The sequence below is a fragment of the Microtetraspora sp. AC03309 genome (genome assembly GCF_020826795.1).
Classification (GTDB): Bacteria; Actinomycetota; Actinomycetes; order Streptosporangiales; family Streptosporangiaceae; genus Microtetraspora; species Microtetraspora glauca.
This window is the reverse complement of record NZ_JADDIL010000005.1, coordinates 146,582-169,050: the sequence shown is the minus strand read 5'-3', so window position 1 is coordinate 169,050 and position 22,469 is coordinate 146,582. Positions and strand designations below refer to the sequence as shown.

The following is a 22,469-nucleotide window of genomic DNA, read 5'->3' as shown; positions in this document are numbered from 1 at the left end:
CCGCCATCCCTCCGCCATCCCCGTCTCCGTCCCGCGCCTGACTCCCGCGCCGGGACGCGACTCACCCCCCGAGTGAAGGGAAACTCCGCCATGCCCTCCAGGCGGCGAACCACGCGCGCCACCCGATGGGTCGCGCAGACCTGCGCCTTACTCCTGGCTCTCACGAGCCTGACCGTGCTCACCGTGACGATCGGCACGGCCACCCCCGCACAGGCCCACGCGGCCATCGATCCCGCCGACTACCAGCGGATCGAGCTGGCCAAGGGCGTCGCCGAGATGGGCGAGCCCATGACGATGGCCGTGCTCCCCGACCTGTCCGTGCTGCACACCTCACGTGACGGGACGCTGCGCCGTACCGACGCGACCGGGAACACCGCCGTGGTGGGCGCGCTGAACGTCTACACCCACGACGAGGAGGGCCTGCAGGGGGTGGCGGCCGACCCCGGCTTCGCCACCAACCGATTCGTCTACCTCTACTACGCGCCCCGTTTGAACACCCCGGCCGGGGACGCCCCGGTGACCGGCACCGACTTCTCCGCCTGGCAGGGCGTGAACCGGCTCTCCAGGTTCACCGTCAAGCCCGATTGGACGCTGGACACGGCCAGCGAGGTGAAGGTGCTCGACGTGGCCGCCGACCGCGGCATGTGCTGCCACGTCGGCGGCGACATCGACTTCGACGCCCAGGGCAACCTCTACCTGTCCACGGGCGACGACTCCAACCCCTTCGACTCGGCGGGCTACGCGCCGCTCGACGAGCGGTCCGACCGCAACCCGGCGTACGACGCCCAGCGCAGCGCCGGCAACACCAACGACCTGCGGGGCAAGATCCTTCGGATCAAGGTCAAGCCGGACGGTACCTACGAGATCCCCGACGGCAACCTCTTCCCGCCGGGCACTCCCAAGACCCGGCCCGAGATCTACGCGATGGGCTTCCGCAACCCGTTCCGGATGAGCGTCGACAAGGCCACCGGCGTCGTCTACGTCGGCGACTACGGCCCCGACGCGGGCAGCTCCGACCCGAACCGGGGCCCGAGCGGCCAGGTCGAGTTCGACCGCGTCACCAAGCCGGGCAACTATGGCTGGCCGTACTGCACGGGCACGAACACCCTGGCCGAGACCTACAACGAGTTCACCTTCCCGTCCGGGCCGTCGGGGCAGAAGTACGACTGCGCGGCGGGCGGGCCGACCAACAACTCCTTCCGCAACACCGGCATGGACAAGCTGCCGCCCGCGCTGCCCTCGTGGATCAAGTACGGCGGTGACGAGGGCTCCCCGCCGGAGTTCGGCGGAGGATCGGAGTCGCCGATGGGCGGCCCGCTCTACCGCTACGACGCCGCCCTGGACTCGCAGGTCAAGTTCCCCGCCGAGCTGGACGGCCACCTCTTCGCCGGAGAGTTCGGCCGCCGCTGGATCAAGGCGATCGACGTGGCCGCCGACGGGACCCGCGGCGAGATCGCGAACTTCCCGTGGACCGGCACGCAGGTGATGGACCTGGCCTTCGGCCCCGACGGCGCGCTGTACGTGCTCGACTACGGCTCGGGCTACTTCGGCGGCGACGCGAACTCCGCGCTGTACCGCATCGAGTACATCAAGGGGCGTGACCGCGCGCCGGTCGCGGTGGCCAAGGCCGACAAGACCTCCGGCAAGACGCCGCTGACCGTCGCCTTCTCCTCGGCGGGCTCCGCCGACCCCGAGGGCGAGCCGATCACCTACGCCTGGGACTTCGGCGACGGGACGTCCTCCACGGACGCGAACCCGACCACGACCTACACCGAGGACGGGGAGTACACCGCCACGCTCACGGTGAAGGACCCGGGCGGCAACGCGGGGCGGGCCAGCGTCAAGATCACGGTGGGTAACACCGCGCCGACCGTCACGATCGAGCAGCCCGGTCTCGGCCGGCTGTTCGACTGGGGCGACACCGTGCCGTTCACGATCAAGGTGACCGACCCCGAGGACGGGGACGCCGACTGCGCCAAGGTCACGATGACGTACGTGCTCGGCCACGACAGCCACGGCCACCAGATCACGTCCAAGAACGGCTGCTCGGGCGAGCTGACCATCCCCTCCGACGGCGAGCACGACGACGCGGCCAACATCTTCGCGGTGTTCGACGCCGAGTACACCGACAAGGGCGGCCTGACCACCCACACCCAGCACATCCTGCAGCCGCGCCACCGCCAGGCCGAGCACTATTCGGCGATGTCCGGCGTCTCGCAGATCAGCAAGGCGCCCGCCCATGGCGGCAAGACCGTCGGCGACGTCAACAACGGCGACTGGATCTCGTTCAAGCCGTACGAGCTGAGCGGCGCCAAGGGCGTCACCGCGCGCGTCTCCTCCGGCGGCGTGGGCGGCACGATCGAGGTTCGCGCGGGCTCGGCGACCGGCACTCTGCTCGGCAAGGTGGCCGTACCAGTGACCGGCGGCTGGGAGACGTTCGTCGACGTCTCCGCCCCGCTGGCGGGCGCCCCGGCCGGGACGACCGAGCTCTTCCTGGTCTTCACCGGCGGCTCCGGCGCGCTGTTCGACGTGGACGACTTCACCCTCCTGAAGGAGCCCCCGCCGGGCACCGGCCCGGCCATCGGCCCGATCACCGGCCCCGGCGGCCTGTGCGTCGACGTCGCGGGGGCCAACAGCGCCAACGGCACCAAGGTGCAGCTCTACACCTGCAACGGCACCGGCGCGCAGGTTTGGACGATCGAGGGGACGACCGTCAAGGCGCTGGGCAAGTGCCTGGACATCGCGGGCGGCGCCACGGCCGACGGCACCAAGGTGCAGATCTACACCTGCAACGACACCGGCGCCCAGCAGTGGACCGCCGGGCCGAACGGCGCGCTGAAGAACCCGCAGTCCGGCAGGTGCCTCGACGGCGCCGACACCGGCCAGCTCGTCATCAGGAGCTGTGACGGCGGCGCCGCCCAGAAGTTCGTCCTGCCGGCCTCGGGCGGCATCGGCGGCTCCGGCGACGTGCTCGTCTTCTCCCGTACGGCGGGCTTCCGGCACGACTCGATCCCGGCGGGCATCCAGGCGATCAAGGACCTGGGCTTCACCGTCACCGCGACCGAGGACCCGGGCGCCTTCACTACCGCCAACCTGGCGAAGTACAAGGCCGTCGTCTTCCTCAGCACCACCGGCGACGTGCTCGACGCCACCCAGCAGGCGGCGTTCGAGTCCTACATCAAGGGCGGAGGCGGCTACGTCGGCGTGCACGCCGCCGCCGACACCGAGTACGACTGGCCGTGGTACGGCAGCCTGGTCGGAGCCTGGTTCGCCTCCCACCCGGCGGTCCAGCAGGCCACGGTCAAGGTGGAGGACCGGGCACACCCGGCCACCGCGCACCTCGGCCCGGCCTGGAGCCGGACCGACGAGTGGTACGACTACCGGTCCAACGCCAGGACCACCGCCCACGTGCTGGCCACGCTGGACGAGTCGACCTACTCGGGCGGGACGATGGGCGCCGACCACCCCATCGCCTGGTGCAAGCCGTACGACGGGGGCCGGTCCTTCTACACCGGCGGCGGGCACACCGCGGCCTCCTTCGCCGAGCCCGCGTTCCGCGACCACCTGCGCGGCGGCATCGCGTACGCCATGGGCGACGCCAAGGCGGACTGCCGGCCGGAGAGCGGCTACACGCCGATCTACAACGGCGCCACGACCGGCTGGGAGCAGGCGGGGCCAGGCAGCTTCGCCAACGCCGACGGCACGCTGACCTCCCAGGGCGGCATGGGGCTGTTCTGGTACAAGGCGAAGGAGTACCACTCCTACTCGCTGAAGCTCGACTGGAAGATGAAGGGTGACGACAACTCGGGCGTGTTCGTCGGGTTCCCCGCCTCCGACGACCCGTGGTCCGCGGTGAACAACGGCTACGAGATCCAGATCGACGCCACCGATGCCCCGGAGAAGACGACCGGGTCCGTCTACGGCTTCAAGTCCGCCGATCTCGCGGCCCGCGACGCCGCGCTGAACCCGCCCGGCCAGTGGAACACGTACGAGATCCGGGTGGAGGGGGAGCGCCTGCGGATCTTCCTCAACGGCGCCCAGATCAACGACTTCACCAACACCGACCCCGCCCGCTCGCTCGAGCAGGGGTACGTGGGCATCCAGAACCACGGCGCGGGCGACGAGGTGGCGTTCCGCAACATCCGGATCAAGGAACTCGGGCCGGCGACGGGCGACGTCACCGTCCAGGCGGAGAACTGGTCGCAGGCCAACGGCGTCCAGACCTACCCGCACGCCCCCGCCCACGGCGGGACCGTGCTGGGCTACGTCAACCCGGGTGACTGGGCCGCCTACGACGACCTCGACCTGACCGGGGTCACCGGCTTCACCGCCAGGGTCGCCTCGCCCAACCCGACCGGCGGCTTCGAGATCCGTACCGGCTCTCCGACCGGTCCCGTGCACGGCCGGGTCACCGTGCCGAACACCGGCGGCTGGGAGTCGTACGCCGACGTCTCCACCACGCTCACGGACCTCCCCTCCGGGAACGCGAAGCTCTACCTGGTCTTCACCGGGGCGGACTTCGACGTGGACGACTTCACCCTGACCCGCGCGGCCGCGGACAAGGCGGCCCCGGTGACCGCCGCCGCGCTGGACCCGGAGGAGCGGCCGAGCGGCTGGCACACCGCGCCGGTGACCGTCACCCTGACGGCCACGGACGAGGGCTCGGGGGTCGCGACGACCGAATACCGCGTCGGTGACGGCGACTGGACCGCCTACACCGAGCCGTTCACCGTCAAGAAGGACGGGACGCACACCGTGTCGTTCCGCTCCACGGACAAGGCCGGCAACAAGGAGGAGGCCAAGAAGATCACGCTGAAGCTGGACGCCACCGCGCCCGCGCTGACCGTCGGAGGGCTGAACGACGACGGGAAGTACGGCGACGCCGCCGGGATCACCGTCACCGCCGAAGGCGCGGACGAGGGCTCCGGGATCGACGCGGTGACGGCCACCCTCGACGGTGCGGAGCTGAAGCTGGACGAGCGGCTCGACCTGCACACGCTGGCGCTCGGCGAGCACACCGTGAAGGTGACCGCGACCGACAAGGCGGGCAACACCGCCGAGCGGGTCAGGACGCTGACGGTGAGCGCGTCGTTCGGCGACCTGGAGAACCTGCTGGACACGTTCTCCGTCGACGGCCCGCTGCGGGCGCAGCTCGGCAACTTCCTGAAGGCGGCGAACCACCAGGACGTCAAGGAGCACCCCGAGCAGGCGATCCACCATCTGGAGAAGTTCAGGGACGGTGCCGCCGAGGTGGCCGACGAGACCGCCCGCGCGGTCCTCGTCCGGGACGCGGAGGCGCTGATCGCGGGGCTGCGCTGAGGGCGTGAACCCTGTTTAGCCGATGTGGTGCACGAGGGTATAGACCCGAAGGTATAGACCCGAAGGTCCCCCCGAACGGACAGAGCGACGAACCGTGAAGGGGGACCCGTGCACAACGAGGACGCCGTCGAGAAGGACGAGAAGCAGCGGCAACTCGACCAGTACCGCGTCGACCTGGAGGGCACCCGGCTCACCACCGACCAGGGCGTGCTGATCGACGACACCGACAACTCGCTCCGGCCCGGGGAACGGGGGCCGACCCTCCTGGAGGACTTCCACTTCCGGGAGAAGATCACCCGATTCGACCACGAGCGCATCCCGGAACGCGTGGTCCACGCGCGCGGCTCCGGCGCGTACGGCCAGTTCCGCGTGTACGAGTCGCTCGCCGAGTACACGGTGGCCGACTTCCTGTGCGATCCGTCGCTGGTCACACCGGTGTTCGTGCGCTTCTCCACGGTCGCCGGCTCGCGCGGCTCGGCCGACACGGTGCGGGACGTACGGGGGTTCGCGACCAAGTTCTACACCCGCCAGGGCAATTACGACCTGGTCGCGAACAACATGCCGGTCTTCCCCATCCAGGACGGCATCAAGTTCCCGGACTTCGTGCACTCGGTCAAGCCGGAGCCGCACAACGAGATCCCGCAGGCGCAGTCGGCGCACGACACGTTCTGGGACTTCGTGCAGTGCCAGCCGGAGACCCTGCACTTCGTCATGTGGCTGATGTCGGACCGGGCGATCCCGCGCAGCTTCCGGATGATGCAGGGGTTCGGCGTGCACAGCTTCCGGCTGGTGAACGCCGAGGGGCGTGCCACGTTCGTGAAGTTCCACTGGAAGCCCCTCCTCGGGACGCACTCGCTGCTCTGGGACGAGGTGCTGCGGATCCAGGGCAACGACCCCGACTTCAACCGGCGTGACCTGTGGGAGGCGATCGAGCGCGGCGCCTTCCCCGAGTGGGAGCTGGGCCTGCAGCTCGTGCCCGAGTCGGACGAGCACGCCTTCGACTTCGACCTGCTCGATCCGACGAAGATCATTCCTGAGGAGATCGTGCCGGTGCGTCCGGTCGGCCGGATGGCGCTCAACCGCAACCCGGAGAACTTCTTCGCCGAGACCGAGCAGGTGGCCTTCTGCACCGCGAACGTCGTGCCCGGCATCGACTTCAGCAACGACCCGCTGCTGCAGGCCAGGAACTTCTCCTACCTGGACACCCAGCTCATCCGGCTGGGCGGCCCCAACTTCCCGCAGATCCCGGTCAACCGGCCGGTCGCCCCGGTGTACAACGACCAGCGCGACGGTTACAACCAGCGGATGATCCACCAGAGCCGGACCAGCTACTCCATCAACTCCATCAGCGGCGGCTGCCCGATGTCCGGGATCCTGAGCGGCGACATGTCCGGGGTGTTCCAGCACTACCAGGAGCGGGTGGACGGCCGGACGATCCGCAAGCGGAGCCCCAGCTTCGAGGACCACTACAGCCAGGCCACGCTGTTCTGGAACAGCATGTCCTTCTGGGAGAAGCGGCACATCGTGAGCGCGTTCCTCTTCGAACTCGGGCATGTGGAGCGGCGGTACGTCAAGGAGAAGGTCGTCGACCACCTCGTCCAGATCGACCTGGAGCTCGCCACCCAGGTCGCCATCGGTCTCGGCATGCCGGTGCCCGCGGCCGGCCCGCCCAACCACGGCAGGTCCTCGCCCGCGCTGAGCCAGGCCAACTCGGCGCGTGACTCGATCGCCACCAGGAAGATCGCGGTTCTGGTCACCGACGCCACCGACGCGGGTGCCCTCACGCCGGTCAAGGAGGCGCTGGAGGGCCAGGGCGCGATCTGCGAGCTGCTCGCGCCGCACGAGGGGACGGTCGCCTCACTGCCCGTGGACCGTCAGCTCACCGCGGCGAACTCCGTCCTCTACGACGCGGTCCTGCTCGCGGACGGCGGTGTGCTCGCCGAGAACGGGCACGCCGTCCACTTCGTCCGCGAGGCGTACAAGCACGGCAAGGCCATCGGCGCGTTGGCGGGCGGCGCCGCGCTGCTGGAGGCGTCCCGGGTGCCCGGGACGCAGGGGGTGGTCGGGCCGGACGCGTCGGGCGACACGTTCGTTCAGACGTTCGCCGACGCGATCAGGGTCCACCGGCACTTCGACCGGGACGTGGCCGCGTTCTCGGCGTGAGCCGGTTTCGAGCCCGGCATGTGGGGGCGGGGACGCGGCGGGGCACCCCGGGAGCGCCCCGCCGCCCCGCCCTGGCCGCGCGGCGGTGAGAAAACGCTCTCCCGCGCCGTTCCCTATGAGGTCGCCGTTCCCCAGGTGAACGAGGGTGCCGTCGAGAGAGCGCTCTCAGACTCTTGACCGGCGGCCTCGCCGGGGTCAGGATCTGCGCAACGCGACGGCCCGGCAGGGCCGCCACGAACGCCGTTGCCGCCTCTTGAGAACGGACCCCCCATGAGCAGACCGTTCGCCCGGTTACGGGCGCGTCGACGCACCTCCGCGGTTCTGGCGGGCTTCGCCGTACTCGCGGGGAGCCTCGCCGGAGTGCCCGGCGCGAGCGCCGGGGCGGGCAAGGGCCCCGCCCAGCCGGTCGTCGGAGCGCCCGCCCTGGGCCGCGACGGATGCGCCCGCGTCGACGGGAACCTCGCCACGCTCGCCGACTGGCCGAAGGTCACCAGCCGGATCAAGCGGAACCCCGCCGACGAGAAGCGGGTGGCGAAGATCCTCGCGGGCATGACGCTCGCCGAGAAGGTCGGGCAGATGACCCAGCCGGAGATCGGCGCCGTCACCCCCGAGGAGGTCCGCCAGTACGGCATCGGCTCGGTGCTCAACGGCGGCGGCTCCTGGCCCGGCCGGGACAAGCACGCGTCCACGCGGGCCTGGCTCGACCTCGCCGACGCGTACTGGGCGGCGTCCGTCGGCACCCGGACCAAAATCCCGGTCATCTGGGGCATCGACGCCGTGCACGGCAACAACAACGTCTACGGCGCGACGCTCTTCCCGCACAACATCGGACTCGGCGCGGCGCACGATCCCTGCCTGGTCAGGGACATCGGGGCGGCGACCGCCGCGCAGATCCGGGCGACCGGCCAGGACTGGGCGTTCGCGCCCACGCTCGCCGTCGTCAGGGACGATCGATGGGGCCGGACGTACGAGGGCTTCAGCGAGGACCCCCGGATCACCCGGGCCTACGGGTACGAGATGGTCAGCGGGCTGCAGGGCGACCACCCGCGCCGCATCGGCGAGCGCGGCGTCATCGCCACCGCCAAGCACTTCATCGGCGACGGCGGCACCCTCAAGGGACAGGACCAGGGCGTCAACCCGTCGTCCGAGGCCGAGATGATCAACATTCACGGGCAGGGCTACTACGGCGCGCTGGCCGCGGGCGCCCAGACCGTGATGGCGTCCTTCAACAGCTGGACCAACGCCGACCTCGGCATCGACGAGGGCAAGTTGCACGGCAGCGAGCGGGCGCTGACCGGCATCCTCAAGAGCAAGATGGGCTTCGACGGCGTCGTCGTCTCCGACTGGAACGGCATCGGCCAGGTGGCCGGGTGCACCAACGCGAGCTGCGCGCGGGCGATCAACGCCGGCATCGACGTCGTGATGGTGCCGAACGACTGGAAGGCGTTCATCACGAACACCGTCGCGCAGGTCGAGGCCGGTGACATCCCGATGGCGCGGATCGACGACGCGGTGACCCGCATCCTGCGGGTGAAGCTGCGGGCCGGCCTGTTCGACGCGCCGAAGCCGTCCGCCCGCGCCGGGGCCGGGTCGGCGTCGGCGCTGGAGGCGAAGGCGCTGGCCAGGAAGGCCGTGCGCGAGTCGCAGGTCCTGCTCAAGAACAACGGCGGGGTGTTGCCGCTGGCCGCGGGCTCGAAGGTCCTGGTCGTCGGGAAGAGCGCGGACAGCCTGCAGAACCAGACCGGCGGCTGGACACTCACCTGGCAGGGCACCGGCAACACCAACGCCGACTTCCCGGGGGGCACGACGATCCTCGGCGGGCTGCGCGAGGCGCTCGGCGCCGCGAAGGTGACCTTCGCCGAGACGGCGGACGGCGTCGATCCCACCGCGTTCGACGCGGTCATCGCGGTGATCGGCGAGACGCCGTACGCCGAGGGGGTCGGGGACATCGGGCGGCGCTCCCTGGAGGCGGCGAAGCTCTATCCGGGCGACCTCGCCGTCCTGGACAAGGTCGGCGGCAAGGGCGTTCCCGTCGTCACCGTGTATGTCACCGGCCGCCCGCTGTGGGTCAACAAGGAGCTGAACCGTTCGGACGCGTTCGTCGTCGCATGGCTGCCCGGCACCGAGGGCGGCGGCGTGGCCGACGTGCTCGTCCGGTCCCGGCAGAGCGTGGGACAGGGCGGGGGAAGGCCCGGCGGCGGATTCACCGGCACCCTTCCGTACTCCTGGCCGAAGACCGCGTGCCAGACCCCGCTCAACGCGGGCGACGAGGGGTACGACCCGCTCTTCCCGCTCGGGTACGGCCTGCGCGACGGGCAGGCGGGCTCCGTCGGGACGCTCGACGAGACCGCGCCCGCGGCCGGATGCTCCGGCAACGGTGGCGGCGGCACCGCGACCGAGGACCTGGAGATCCACAACCGGACCGACGTCGCGCCGTACCGGAGTTTCATCGGCTCCGCCGACAACTGGGGCGGCACCGAGATCGGCGTGGACGGCGAGGCCGCGCACTCCGTGATCAACGTGGTTCCGGCCGACGTCAACGTGCAGCAGGACGGCCTGAAGGTGACCTGGACCGGAGGCGGGCCCGCGCAGATCTACATGCAGGACCCGGCGGGCGGCACCGACCTGCGCGGCTACCTGAACGCCGACGCCGCGCTCGTCTTCGACGCGATCGTGCACCAGGCGCCGGCGGCGCGGACCGTGCTCGGCGTGCACTGCGTCTACCCGTGCATGTCCGAGGTGGCGGCGACGTCGCTGTTCCAGCGGCTGCCCGCGGGGACCAAGGCGACGGTCAAGGTGCCGATCGCCTGCTTCGCGGAGGCCGGGCTCGACCTGGAGGTGGTCAACACACCGTTCCTCGTCTACACGGACGGGGCGTTCTCCGCGTCGTTCGCGAATGTCCGCTGGGTGCCCGGCGCCGCCAAGGACGCCGACGCACAGACCTGTTCCGGGCTCACCTGAGCCGCCCGCCCGGCCCGGCCGGGGTAAGGATCGCCGCCGTGGGCAGTCTCGGACTATGGCCGGAACCGAGGCCGGAGCCGAGGTCGACGCGGTGGTGGTGGGGTCCGGGCCGAACGGGCTGACGGCGGCGGTCACCCTCGCCCGTGCCGGTCTGTCCGTACGCGTGTACGAGGCGGCGGCGACCGTCGGCGGCGGGGCGCGGACCGGCGAGCTGACGCTGCCCGGCTTCCGGCACGACATCTGCTCGGCGGTCCATCCGCTGGGCGCGGGTTCGCCCGCGCTCAGCGCGCTGCCGCTGGCCGAGTACGGCCTGACCTGGGTGGAGCCGCCGCTCCCGCTCGCCCATCCGTTCCCCGACGGGTCGGCGGCGACGCTGGCCCGTTCGGTGGAGGAGACCGCGGGCTCGCTCGGCGAGGACGGCGACGCCTACCACTCGCTGGTGGAGCCGTTCCTGGGCCGGTGGGCCGACCTCGCGCCGGACGTGCTGCGCGCCCCGCTCGACGGGCTGCCCTGCCACCCGGGGCTGCTCGCGCGCTTCGGCCCCCCTGCGATGGCGCCGGCCGCGCTGCTCGCCCGCCTCTTCCGCGGCGAGCCCGCCCGCGGCCTGATCGCCGGGCTGGCCGCGCACGCCATCGCGCCGCTCGGCTCGCCCGCCACGGGCGGGGTCGCGCTGCTGTTCGCGCTCGCCGCGCACGACGTGGGCTGGCCTTTCCCGCGCGGCGGTTCACAGGCGTTGGCGGACGCGCTGGCCGGCTACCTGCGCGCGCTCGGCGGCAAGATCGAGACCGGGCGTCCCGTCGGGAGCCTCGCCGAACTGCCACCCGCCCGCGCCTACCTGCTCGATGTCATGCCCGAGGATCTCGCCGCCCTGGCCGGGGACCGGCTGCCGGAGCGGTACGCGGCCCGCCTGCGCCGCTACCGGCACGGCCCGGCCGTCTTCAAGATCGACTATGCGCTGTACGGGCCGGTGCCGTGGACGGCCGAGGACTGCGTACGCGCCGGCACCGTGCATCTCGGCCCGTCGATCGAGGAGATCGGCGCCGCCCTGCGCGCCGCCTGCCGCGGCTCGGCGCCGCGCACGCCGTTCCTCATCGCCGCGCAGCCCAGCCTGTTCGACCTGACAAGGGCGCCGGAGAACCGGCACGTTCTGTGGGTCTACGGGCACGTGCCGAACGGCTGGCGCGGCGACCTCACCGAGGCGGTCGAGGACCAGATCGAGCGCTTCGCCCCCGGCTTCCGCGAGCACGTCCTGGCCCGTGCCACCGCGGGCCCCGCCGAGATCGAGGCCCGCGACCGCAACAACATCGGCGGTGACATCGCGGGCGGCCGGTGCGACCGGCTGCGGCTGATGTTCCGCCCCGTCCTGGCCCGGGTGCCGTACGCCACCCCGGATCCGGCGATCTACCTGTGCTCGTCGGCCACGCCGCCGGGGCCGGGGGTGCACGGCATGTGCGGGCATCACGCGGCGCGCACCGCGCTGCGCCGGGTCTTCGGGGTCACGGAGTAGGTCATGGACTGGTTCACCGCACCCGACTACTGGCTGAGCCGGCTGGTCTTCCAGCGGGGCCTGGCCGCGATCTATCTGGTCGGGTTCCTCGTCGCCCTGAACCAGTTCCCCGCGCTGCTCGGCGCGAACGGGCTGACACCGGTGCCCGCGTTCCTGCGCCGGGTGCCGTTCCGCCGCGCGCCGAGCGTCTTCCACCTCCGCTACTCCGACCGGCTCTTCGCCCTGGTCGCGGGAAGCGGCGCGCTCATGTCCGCCGCCCTTCTGGCCGGGCTCGCCGACCTGGTCCCGTTATGGGGCGCGATGCTGATGTGGGCGTTCCTGTGGGTCCTCTACCTGTCCATCGTGAACGTCGGCCAGGTATGGTACTCGTTCGGCTGGGAGTCGCTGCTGTGCGAGGCCGGGTTCCTCGCGATCTTTCTGGGCAACGCGGGCACCGCCCCGCCCGTGCTCGTGCTGTGGCTGCTGCGCTGGTTGCTGTTCCGGCTGGAGTTCGGCGCCGGCCTCATCAAGATGCGCGGCGACCGCTGCTGGCGGGACCTGACCTGCCTCCACTACCACCACGAGACCCAGCCGATGCCGGGCCCGCTGAGCTGGTACTTCCACCGGCTCCCCGGACCGGTGCACCGGGTGGAGGTCGCGGGCAACCATGTCGCCCAGCTCGTCGCGCCGTTCGGGCTGTTCGCCCCTCAGCCGTACGCGAGCGTGGCGGCGGGCGTCATGATCGCCACCCAGTTGTGGCTGATCCTGTCGGGGAACTTCGCCTGGCTGAACTGGATCACCGTGGTGCTCGCCGCGTCGGTGGTGTCCTGGGGGGACCTGGCCGCACTGCTGGGATTCGCGCCGCCGCCGCACCACGCCGCCGCGCCCCCGTGGTTCGTGGGAGTGGTGCTGGCCGTGACCGTGCTGATCGTCGCGCTCAGCTACTGGCCGGCCCGCAACCTCGTGTCGCGGCACCAGATGATGAACGCCAGCTTCAACCCGTTCCACCTGGTCAACACGTACGGCGCGTTCGGCAGTGTGACCAGGACCCGCTACGAGGTGGTGATCGAGGGCACCCGCGATCCGGAGATCACGCCGGAGACCGTGTGGCGGGAGTACGACTTCAAGGGCAAACCGGGTGATCCCCGGCGGCGGCCGCCCCAGTTCGCGCCCTACCACCTGCGGCTGGACTGGCTGATGTGGTTCGCCGCCTTGTCCGCGGCGTACGCGCACCCGTGGTTCATGCCGTTCATGCGCAAGCTGCTGAGGAACGACCGGGCGACGCTGCGGCTGCTGCGGGACGACCCGTTCCCGGACGCCCCGCCGACCTTCGTCCGTGCCCTCCTCTACCGCTACAGCTTCACCACGCGGCGGGAGCGGCGCGCGACCGGCGCGTGGTGGGAGCGCGAGCTGGTGGAGGAGTACCTCCAGCCGGTCAGGCTGGGCTCCCGTCACTAGCTCTCCGCATTCCGGCGAGCGGCACATCCGGCTACAAGCGGGCGAGATCGGCGGCGATGGCGCGCATTGTCTCCCGGGCGATGAGCCCGTACGCCAGGTTCGCGATCTCCAGCAGCGACAGGGGCAGCGCCTCCGGAAGCAGCGGGCTGTCCATCAGCGGGCCGAGGTGCGCCCGCAGGACCGCCTCGGCGGCTGGCTCGGCGATCAGCTCTCCGACGGGCGTGTCCACGGAGAGGCGCGCGTCGGGGAAGTCGTCCCGGCGCGGCGACGGGAGCGCCGCCGCCTCGACCTGCGCCCACTGCTCCCGCACCAGCAGCCGGGGCGGACCGTCACCGGTGAGGCCGAGCCGCTCGTACTGCTCCGGAGGGGCATCCGACGCGCGCAGCAGCTCCACCATGAGCACCGCCATGCGGGTCTCCAGCGCGTCGTCGATCAGCGGGTTCCGCTGGTCCGGATCGCTCTCCAGGTCGTACAGCAGGCTGCCGAAGGCGTACGGGTCGGTGTAGGCGTGACCGGGCACGCGGAGCGTGGAGACGCCCTTGGTGAACGAGAACGGCGTGGCGAGCACCGCCTCACGCAACGTCTCCACGGGGAACCGGCCGCGCATCAGCGTGGGCATGAGCGTGTACTCCGCCAGCGGCCGGTTCCCGGGTTCCGCGCAGGCGCGCATGTAGACGTAGCGGCCGTCGGTCACGCTGACGTGCCCGCCGAACAGGCCGAACAGCCCGGCACGGCGAACCGGCGTGTCCGCGGCGATCGTCTCCCGCAGCGGCACCCCCCGCATGTCGGGCGTGCGGTCCACCCCGAAGAACTCCAGCAGGGTCGGCGCGAGGTCGATGGTCTGCACCAGGCTGCCGCGGCGTTCCCCGGCGACCCGGCTGCGGGGGTCCCAGACGAACAGCGGGAGGTGGATCGTCTCGTCGTAGAAGGGGGGCGCGTTCTTCCCCCACCAGTCGTGCTCGCCCAGCAGCAGGCCGTGGTCCGTGCAGACGATCAGCATGGTGTCGTCCCACATCGCCAGCTCGTCCATCAGGTCGAGCACCCGTCCGAGCGAGCGGTCGCACATGGAGAGCAGCGCGGCGTACTGGTTACGGAGATGCTCGACCTGGGCCGGCGTCTCGGTCACCTGCTTGTAGTCCGGCCAGTCGAAATGCGGCCCGTCGTAGTCGTCGGGATAGAGCTTCCGATAGTCCTCGTACGAGAAGAACGGCTCGTGCGGGTCGAAGGTCTCGATCTGCAGGAACCAGCGGTCCTCCGCGTGGTTCGTCCGCATGAAGTGCAGCCCCGCGTCGAACGTCAGCGTCTGCGGGTGGTCGGCCTCCTCGGCCATGTAACGCCGGTTGATCCAGTCCTGCCGCCGCAGGTCCGCGTTCGTCGCGTACGGGACGGTGTCGGGGACGACGGGGTAGGCGACGTGCCCCTTCCACTCGTCGCCTTCCTGGCCGCGGAAGAACTCGAACGTGTTGAACCGCGGATGATAGGTCGCGCCGCCGTCTCCCCAGTAGTGCTGGTGGTCGGTGACAAGGTGCGTGTAGACGCCCTCCCGCTTCAGCATCTCGGGCGCCGAGTCGTCGAACGGCTCCAGCGGGCCCCAGGCGCGGTGCAGGAAGTTGTAGCGGCCGGTGTGCATCTCCCGCCGGGCCGGCATGCACGGCATGCTGCCGCCGTAACAGGTGTCGAACGTCGCGGTCCGCTCGGCGAGCCGCCGGAAGTTCGGCGCGTGGGTCCAGGAGGCGCCGTACGGCGGCAGGAACCGCCGGTTGAGGCTGTCGAACATCACCACGATCGATCTCATCGGACCCCCTTGATCCGGTACACGGCGGCCGAGCCGACCAGCATGATGAGCGCCGCCACGGCGTACAGGACGCGGTAGCTGGCGACCGTGGTCAGGACGAGCCACCCCAGCATCGGCGCGATGGGGACGTTCTGCGCCGCGTTGATGATGCCCACGTCGCGGGCGCGGCTGCGCCGGTCCGGCAGGACGTCGGTGACCAGCGCCTGGTCCACCGAGAGGAACGCGCCGTACCCCATGCCGAGCAGCGCCGCCGCGACGATGGCGGCGGGCCAGCTCGGTGCGAGCGCGAGCAGCAGGGCGGACAGCGCCTGCAGCCCGCCGGACACCGCCACCAGTACGCGCCGCCGGGCCAGCCGGTCCGACAGGACGCCCCCGAGGAACCCGAAGGCCGAGCAGAAGACCAGGTAGACCAGGGTCAGGACGAGCAGCGCCTCATCCGGCCGCGGACGGTGCAGCACGTCGGAGAGGAAGTAGAGCAGGTACGCCGTACCCGCCGCGTTCCCCGCGTTGATCGCCACCCGGCAGAACAGCGCCCAGTAATAGTCCGGATGGCTGCGCGGGCGGGGGATCGGCAGGCGCGTGCCGCGTACGGGCACGTCGGCCGCGGGCGGCTCGGCTCGGCCGAGCAGGAACGGCAGGGCGCAGACCACGCCGACGAGCCCGGTCACCGCCCAGCGCGCCGGCATCGACTCGATCAGCATCGTGACGACGACCATGCCGACCGCGAGGGAGACCACCTGCGGCACGCCCATCGCCGCCGACGCGGCGCCCCGCTGGCCCGGCGGCACCTGGTCCGCGATCATCGCGCTCAGGGCGACCAGCGTCATCGCGTTGCCCGCCGCCACCAGGGCCATCAGCGCGGCGACCGCCCGCCAGTCCGTCTGCAGGCCGATCAGCGAGAGCGCCGACCCGGTGAGCAGCAGCCCGCCGAGGGCCCACGGCCTGCGGCGGCCGAACCTGCTCCGCGTCCGGTCGCAGGCCATCCCGGCGAACGGGATGCAGACGAGGGAGACGACCGCACCCTCGATGAGCAGGAAGGACAGCACGTCCACCTTGTGCTCCGGCGCCACCGTCTCGATGAGCTGCGGCGTCAGGAACTGGGGCGGCAACATCACCGTCAGCCAGTAGCCGAACCAGGCCAGCGCGAAGGTCCAGATCCACCCCTTGCCGACCGGCGTCTGAGGCTCCGCGGTGGCCGCCGACGCTTCTCCGGAAGGCGCGGAAGGCTCACCCGGGTCGGCCAGGACATCGCTCATGACGGCACCTTCCTGAAGACGACGAGGTCGCTGCGGTAGTCCGGACCGACGATGAACCAGGAGGGAACGGCGACGCCGACCGCCATCAGGGCCGCGCCGTGCCAGCGTGCCCCCTTGAGCGGGTCGTCTCCCTCCACGACCTCGTAGACGGCGTCCGGGTCGAGACCCGCGAGGCGCAGCCGCCGCGGCCCGCGCTTCCCGGTCGCGTACGGGTTGTAGGCGAGGACCACCACCAGGTCGTCCAGCGTGTACTGCAGGGCGGACCGGGTCACGCCCGGGTCACCGGTCAGCCGGTGCAGGGTCCCGTGCTGGACGACCGGCCGGATCGCCTTGTATCGGGCGACCAGCTCGCGGGCCTCGTCCGCGTCCTCCTCGCTCCACCGCCGCACGTCCGCGCCGACCGCGAGGACTCCCGCCATGGCCACGTGGAAGCGGTAGCGCAGCGGCACCTCCCGCATCGTGATCGGGTTCGGCGCGTCGGTCACCCAGGCCGCCATGACGTTCGCGGGATAGACGTGCGACATGCCGTGCTGGATGCCCTGACGGTCCCGCGCGTCGGTGTTGTCGGACGTCCACACCTGGTCGGCGCGGCGCAGTATGCCGAGGTCCACCCGGCCGCCGCCGCCGGAGCAGGACTCGATCCGCAGGCCGGGGTGGCGCCGCCGCAGCTCGTCGAGCACCGCGTAGACCCCTCGGGTGTGCTCGATCCAGAGCATGTCCGAGCGCTCACCAGGCTGGCCCGCCTGCGTGAAGCCGCGGTTCATGTCCCACTTGAGGAAGGCCAGGCGGTGCTCGCCGACCAGCCGGTCCAGCCAGCCGAGCGCCCAGTCGCGTACGTCCTCGCGGGCGAAGTTCAGGACCAGCTGGTCGCGCAGGGTGTCGCGACGCCGGCCGGGATAGTGCAGCACCCAGTCGGGATGTGCCCGGTAGAGCTCGCTGTCGGGATTGACCATCTCCGGTTCCACCCACAGACCGGCCGCCATGCCCAGATCCCGTACGCGGTCGAACAGGCGGGTCATCCCCTCGGGGAACTTGGCGCGGTCGGGCCACCAGTCGCCGAGCCCCCGGTCGTCGGAGTCGCGGCGGTGGAACCAGCCGTCGTCCACGACGAACAGCTCGACGCCGATCGCGCCCGCGCGGCGGGCCAGGTCGAGCTGTCCCTCCTCGGTGACGTCGAAGGCCGTGGCCTCCCACGAGTTGTAGAGGACGGGCCGGTCCTCACGCGGCGCCGGCGACACGTGCTCGCGCGTGTACGCGTGCCAGGCCCGGCTCGCCGCGCCGAACCCTCCGGTCGTGTGGAGGCCGAGCACACGCGGGGTCTCCAGGGACTCGCCCGGCGCCAGCCGCCAGCGTGGGCCGTCGTGGCCGAATCCGGCGGTCACCGCGAGGTCGCCCTCGGGCCGGTGCTGCGCGGTCAACCGCCACGAGCCGCTCCAGGCGAGCGCGACGCTCCAGACCTCGCCGTGCTCCTCGGTGGCGTCGCCGGCGTCGATCATGATCCACGGGTTGGCGCGGTGACTCGTCGTGCCGCTCCTGCTGGTGAACGTCGTCTCACCGACCGGCAGCTCACCCCGCTGGACCTGGTTCTCCAGCAGCTGCGCGCCGTACACGCCCGTGTAGCGGTACGCGTCCCGCTCGGGGATCTCCCAGTTGCCCGAGTCCAGCCGGCCCACGGCCACGGCGCCGGGCGCGGAGGCGTCGAGCCGCAGGGTGGTCCAGCGTTCGATCACCTCGCCGACCGCCTCCACGTGCAGGTCCGCCTCCAGGCCGAAGGCGTCGTCGCGCAACGTGACGGTGAGGCGCTCGCCGTCCATCCGCGCCGACGTGTAGCGGAACTCGACCGAGCGGATGTCGCCGGGATAGGTCACCTGCAGGGACGGCACGCCCCAGCGGGTGCCTCCCTCCACCGGCAGCAACTCCGCGGTGTCCCGGGGGTCGAAGAAGCTGCTGTCCACCCGGGGCGGAGCCGGGGGCAGGGGAGCGGCCAGTGCGTCGCCGGGCAGCCGCGGCCCCCAGTAACGCTGGAGCACCCGGGCCTCCCCGGTCGCCGGGTCGCTCTCGACGGCGACCACGTACGCCGTGGTCCCGGTGACGACGGCCCAGGTGTCGGGCCGCGTACCGGCGCGAAGGACGGGCATCGGCGGATCCTTACGTTGTCGAATCCCGGTCGAACCGCTGTCCCCGGCGCGCGCCGCCCCCACGGCACCGCGGTCCGCGGTCGCACCAAAAGGTGATTGGGGCTCATGTTATTGCGGAGCGTGGGCGGCCAGTCAAGGCACGATTGGGCATCGGCGCTTCCTCTCGGACTGCTCGGGACCCGCGACCCCCTGGCCGGCACGCTCCCGCCGAACTCAGCGCGGGTCGAAGAGCCCCGCACTCGACGCGGCGCGTGCGGCCGCCTCGGTCACGATGGGCATCAGGCGCTCCGCGTCGTCGTGGTCGTAGTCGGCGTGCTTCCGCTTGCGCACGCCGTACAGATCGAGCCGCACGTGCTCGTCGGGAGCCACGTCGTGGCGGCGCAACGCGGCGAGCACACAGGTGAGGGGACAACCGTCCAGCGCCAGGATCGGCCGGCCGGAGGTGGCGACCCGGACCAGGGAGCTGACGTCCCCGCCGACCCCGGCGATGCACGACATCTCCGCGAGCCCTTCGCGGTCCAGACGGAGGGCCAGGTCATTGGCCATCTGCGCGGCGCTCGAACAGCCGGAGCAGGAGTAGACGAGCGGTAACTGCGCTCTGCTGGGCCTGGGCACGATCCTCATCCCCTTCGTACGGGCAACGTGGTGAGCATGATCCACGTTGTCACAGGCGCCGAGGTCCGCACGCGGGACCTTCAGCCCGAATCTCCGGGGCGAAGGGCCGTTGCCGCCGCGGACCGGAGTGCCGGGGACGGCGGCACCCGGAGCGGGGCGAGGCGATGCCGGCTCCGCCCGCGGCGACCCCGCCTGACCTGCCGGTACGGCGGCTCGCGGCCGGCGGCCGTCGCGTACGCACCGCCTCCGGAGGCATGGCAAGGGGTCGTCGTCGTTTTCGATGCTCAGGGCCGTAAAGCGTCACGGATATTGGGGTTGTGCTTTGTGATCGTCAGCATTCCCTCCACACAATGCATGCCGAACGACCCAGGAGACAATCAATGGGGACAGGCAACTCGCGGCGCGGGCTGGCGGCTCTGGCTGTCTGCGCGCTGAGCCTTTCGCCGGTGGCGGGTGCCGCCGCCTTCGCCGCGCCCGCCGCGGCATCGGCCGCGTCCGCGCCGCAGGAGACCACGCTGAGAGTGAAGATGTCGGGCTCGGGCGTCGACACGCTCAACCCGTTCCTCGCCTTCTTCGACGGCGCCTACGACATTTTCGCCGGGATCTATCCCACGCTGAACTCGCTGGACGAACACGGCGAGCCGGGCCCCTATCTGGCCGAGTCGTGGACGCAGTCTGAGGACAAGCTCACGTGGACCTTCACGCTCAGGGACGGCCTGAAATGGAGTGACGGCACGCCGATCACCGCTGACGACGCCGCCTGGACGCTGAACCTGATCATGACCGACGCGGTCGCGGGCACCGCCAACGGCTCGCTGGTCAGCAACTTCGAGTCGGTCAGCGCACCCGATCCCACGACGCTGGTCGTCACGACCAAGGAGCCGCAGGCCAACGTCACCTACGTGAGCATCCCGCGCAGCGGCATCCCGATCGTGCCGAAGCACATCTGGGAGTCCCGGGCCAAGGACCTCAAGGACGTCAAGAACGACACCTTCCCCATCGTCGGCTACGGCCCGTGGACGCTCACGGACTACAAGCCCGAGCAGTACGCGAAGTTCGACGCCAACAAGGACTTCGTCCTCGGCAAGCCCGGCTTCGACCACATGATCCAGCAGAGCTTCAAGTCGGTGGACGCCGCGGTCGCCGCACTGCGCAGCGGCCAGCTCGACTACATCAACAGCATCAACCCGACCCAGTTCAAGGCGCTGCAGGCGGACAAGAACCTGCTGACCATCCAGGAGGTCGGCAACGGCTGGACCGGCCTGGAGATCAATTACAACGCCCGCACCCGCACCGGAAAGAAGATCGGCACCGGCCACCCGGCGCTGGGCGACCCGGTGCTGCGCCACGCGATCGCGCTCGCCACCGACAGGAAGACCCTTGCCGCCAAGGTGCGCGACGGCCTGGCCGTGCCCGGAGCCGGGTATCTGCCCCCGGCCTGGCCGCAGTGGAGCTGGAAGCCGGCCCCCGGCGAGGAGACGCCGTTCGACCTCGACCAGGCGAACAAGAACCTCGACGACGCCGGCTACACCAAGGGCGGCGACGGCGTCCGCGTCGACCCCAAGAGCGGCAAGCCGCTGGAGCTGCGCCTCGGCATCCACGCCGACGACACGGACGACGCGGGCATCTCCAACTACCTCAAGGGCTGGCTGGAGACGGTCGGCATCAAGCTCAAGATCCAGACCCTGAGCATGAGCGCGCTCAACAGCGACCTGGCCAAGGGCGACTGGGACCTGCTGATGGACGGCTGGACCACGGGCCCCGACCCGACCTTCCTGCTCGGCATCCAGACCTGCGCCGCGCTGCCCAAGGACGACGGCACCGCGGGCAACACCGACTCGTTCTTCTGCGACGAGAAGTACGACGAGCTGTTCAACAAGCAGCGCACCATGTTCGACCCGGCTGAGCGGGCCAAGGTCGTCGGTGAGATGCAGAGCATCCTCTACAAGGCCGACGTCAACCAGATGCACTTCAACATCAACCACCTCGACGTGGCCCGTGCCGACACCGTGACCGGGATAGTCATCGGACAGCCGGACGCGCAGGGCATGTACCCGGCGCAGAGCTACTCGTTCTGGGGCTACCTCAAGGCCACGCCGGCCACCGCCAAGGTGACCGCGGCCAAGGAGGAGAGCGGCGGCGGCAGCGCGCTGTGGATCGGCGGCGCCGTCCTGCTCGTCGTCCTCGTCGGCGGCGGGATCGTGCTCAAGCGTCGCTCGAGCGCGGACGACCGTGAGTAGCCTCACCGCAGCGGGCCCCGCCAAGGCCAAGGGGCAGGGGGTCAAGCGCTCCGACCTTCTGCCCTATCTCGGCTCCAAGCTGGCCGCGGCCCTGGTCAGCTTCATGGTCACGCTGGTCATCGGCTTCGTCATCTTCAGCCTGATGCCGGCCGACCCGGTGCGCACCCTGACCAGGGGCCGCCCCACGAGCGAGGCGCAGCTCGTCCAGATCCGCCTCCAGCTCGGCCTGGACGACCCGATCTGGCAGCGGTTCCTCACCTTCGTCGGCAACACGCTCAAGGGTGAACTCGGCTACTCCTGGCAGTTCCAGCAGTCGGTCTCGTCACTGGTGCTCGACCGGCTCGGGCCGACCCTGCTCCTCATGGGCACGGCCGCGGCCCTGTCGATCGCGCTCGGCCTGTGGCTGGGCATCCGCAGTGGCTGGCGGCACGGAAGCCTGTTCGACCGGATCGCGTCCAGCACCTCGCTCGCCCTGTGGTCGGTGCCGACGTTCTGGCTCGGCATGATCCTCCTGATCGCCTTCAGCGTGGGCGTCGGCCCGATTCCGAGCCTGCTCCCCGCGGGCGGGATGAGCGACCCCTCGCTGCCGCAGGAGGGCTGGGCCCACGTCGTCGACGTCGCCAAGCACCTGGTGCTGCCCTGCCTGACCATGGTGCTGGTGGTCTTCGCCCAGTACGTCACCGTGATGCGCTCCTCGATCATCGACGAGATGGGCAGCCCCTACCTGCTGACCGCGAGAGCCAAGGGCCTGACCGACGACGCCGTACGGCGGCGCCACGCGGTGCCGAACGCGCTGCTGCCCTCGGTGACCATGATCTTCATGCACCTCGGCATCCTGGTCAGCGGCGCGATCACGGTCGAGTCCGTCTACTCCTGGCCCGGCCTCGGCTACCTGACCTACGAGGCACTCAGGATCCCCGACCTGCCCCTGCTCCAGGGCACCTTCATCGTCTTCAGCGCGAGTGTGATCATCATGAACCTCCTGGCGGACGTGGTCTACCGCTTCCTCGACCCGAGAGTGCGGGCCCAATGAGGCGC

11 protein-coding genes are annotated in these 22,469 nt (G+C 71.0%); 7 read left to right on the top strand and 4 right to left on the bottom strand.

From position 1 onward, the window contains the following. Positions 1-90 precede the first annotated feature (90 nt). The 5 genes from IMZ11_RS04675 (at position 91) to IMZ11_RS04655 (ending at position 13,387) form a co-directional block, all read left to right on the top strand. A complete protein-coding gene (locus IMZ11_RS04675; RefSeq protein ID WP_228637814.1) occupies positions 91-5,319 on the top strand; it encodes a ThuA domain-containing protein in 5,229 nt (1,742 codons plus the stop codon). 108 nt (positions 5,320-5,427) lie between these two features. Further along, entirely contained in the window at positions 5,428-7,482 is a 2,055-nt protein-coding gene (locus IMZ11_RS04670) for a catalase (protein ID WP_228637812.1), read from the top strand. A gap of 270 nt (positions 7,483-7,752) precedes the next feature. After that, positions 7,753-10,443, top strand: a complete 2,691-nt coding sequence (locus tag IMZ11_RS04665; RefSeq protein ID WP_228637809.1) for an exo 1,3/1,4-beta-D-glucan glucohydrolase — start codon at positions 7,753-7,755, stop codon at positions 10,441-10,443. Positions 10,444-10,498: 55 nt separating this feature from the next. Beyond that, positions 10,499-11,950 carry an NAD(P)/FAD-dependent oxidoreductase gene (locus IMZ11_RS04660; RefSeq protein ID WP_228637807.1) on the top strand — a complete coding sequence of 484 codons (1,452 nt, stop codon included), beginning with the start codon at positions 10,499-10,501 and terminating at the stop codon, positions 11,948-11,950. A gap of 3 nt (positions 11,951-11,953) precedes the next feature. Continuing rightward, on the top strand, positions 11,954-13,387 hold the full coding sequence (locus IMZ11_RS04655) for a lipase maturation factor family protein (RefSeq protein ID WP_228637805.1): 1,434 nt from the start codon (positions 11,954-11,956) through the stop codon (positions 13,385-13,387). Between the two features lie 31 nt (positions 13,388-13,418). Here the strand turns inward: IMZ11_RS04655 and IMZ11_RS04650 are convergent, their stop codons facing one another. From IMZ11_RS04650 to IMZ11_RS04635, 4 genes are all read right to left on the bottom strand, one after another. After that, positions 13,419-15,182, bottom strand: a complete 1,764-nt coding sequence (locus IMZ11_RS04650; RefSeq protein WP_228637803.1) for a sulfatase — start codon at positions 15,180-15,182, stop codon at positions 13,419-13,421. Continuing rightward, positions 15,179-16,438 (bottom strand): MFS transporter, encoded by a 1,260-nt coding sequence (locus IMZ11_RS04645; protein ID WP_228637801.1) that lies wholly within the window; start codon positions 16,436-16,438, stop codon positions 15,179-15,181. The genes IMZ11_RS04650 and IMZ11_RS04645 overlap by 4 nt, the downstream gene beginning before the upstream one ends. After that, positions 16,435-18,576 (bottom strand): alpha-galactosidase, encoded by a 2,142-nt coding sequence (locus IMZ11_RS04640; protein WP_228637799.1) that lies wholly within the window; start codon positions 18,574-18,576, stop codon positions 16,435-16,437. The genes IMZ11_RS04645 and IMZ11_RS04640 overlap by 4 nt, the downstream gene beginning before the upstream one ends. A 213-nt stretch (positions 18,577-18,789) precedes the next feature. After that, on the bottom strand, positions 18,790-19,191 hold the full coding sequence (locus IMZ11_RS04635) for a putative zinc-binding protein (protein ID WP_228637797.1): 402 nt from the start codon (positions 19,189-19,191) through the stop codon (positions 18,790-18,792). Positions 19,192-19,571: 380 nt separating this feature from the next. Between IMZ11_RS04635 and IMZ11_RS04630 the strand changes: the two genes are divergently transcribed. After that, a complete protein-coding gene (locus IMZ11_RS04630; protein WP_228637795.1) occupies positions 19,572-21,431 on the top strand; it encodes an ABC transporter substrate-binding protein in 1,860 nt (619 codons plus the stop codon). Further along, positions 21,424-22,464 (top strand): ABC transporter permease, encoded by a 1,041-nt coding sequence (locus tag IMZ11_RS04625; protein WP_228637793.1) that lies wholly within the window; start codon positions 21,424-21,426, stop codon positions 22,462-22,464. Before IMZ11_RS04630 ends, IMZ11_RS04625 begins: the two co-directional genes overlap by 8 nt. Positions 22,465-22,469 lie beyond the last annotated feature (5 nt).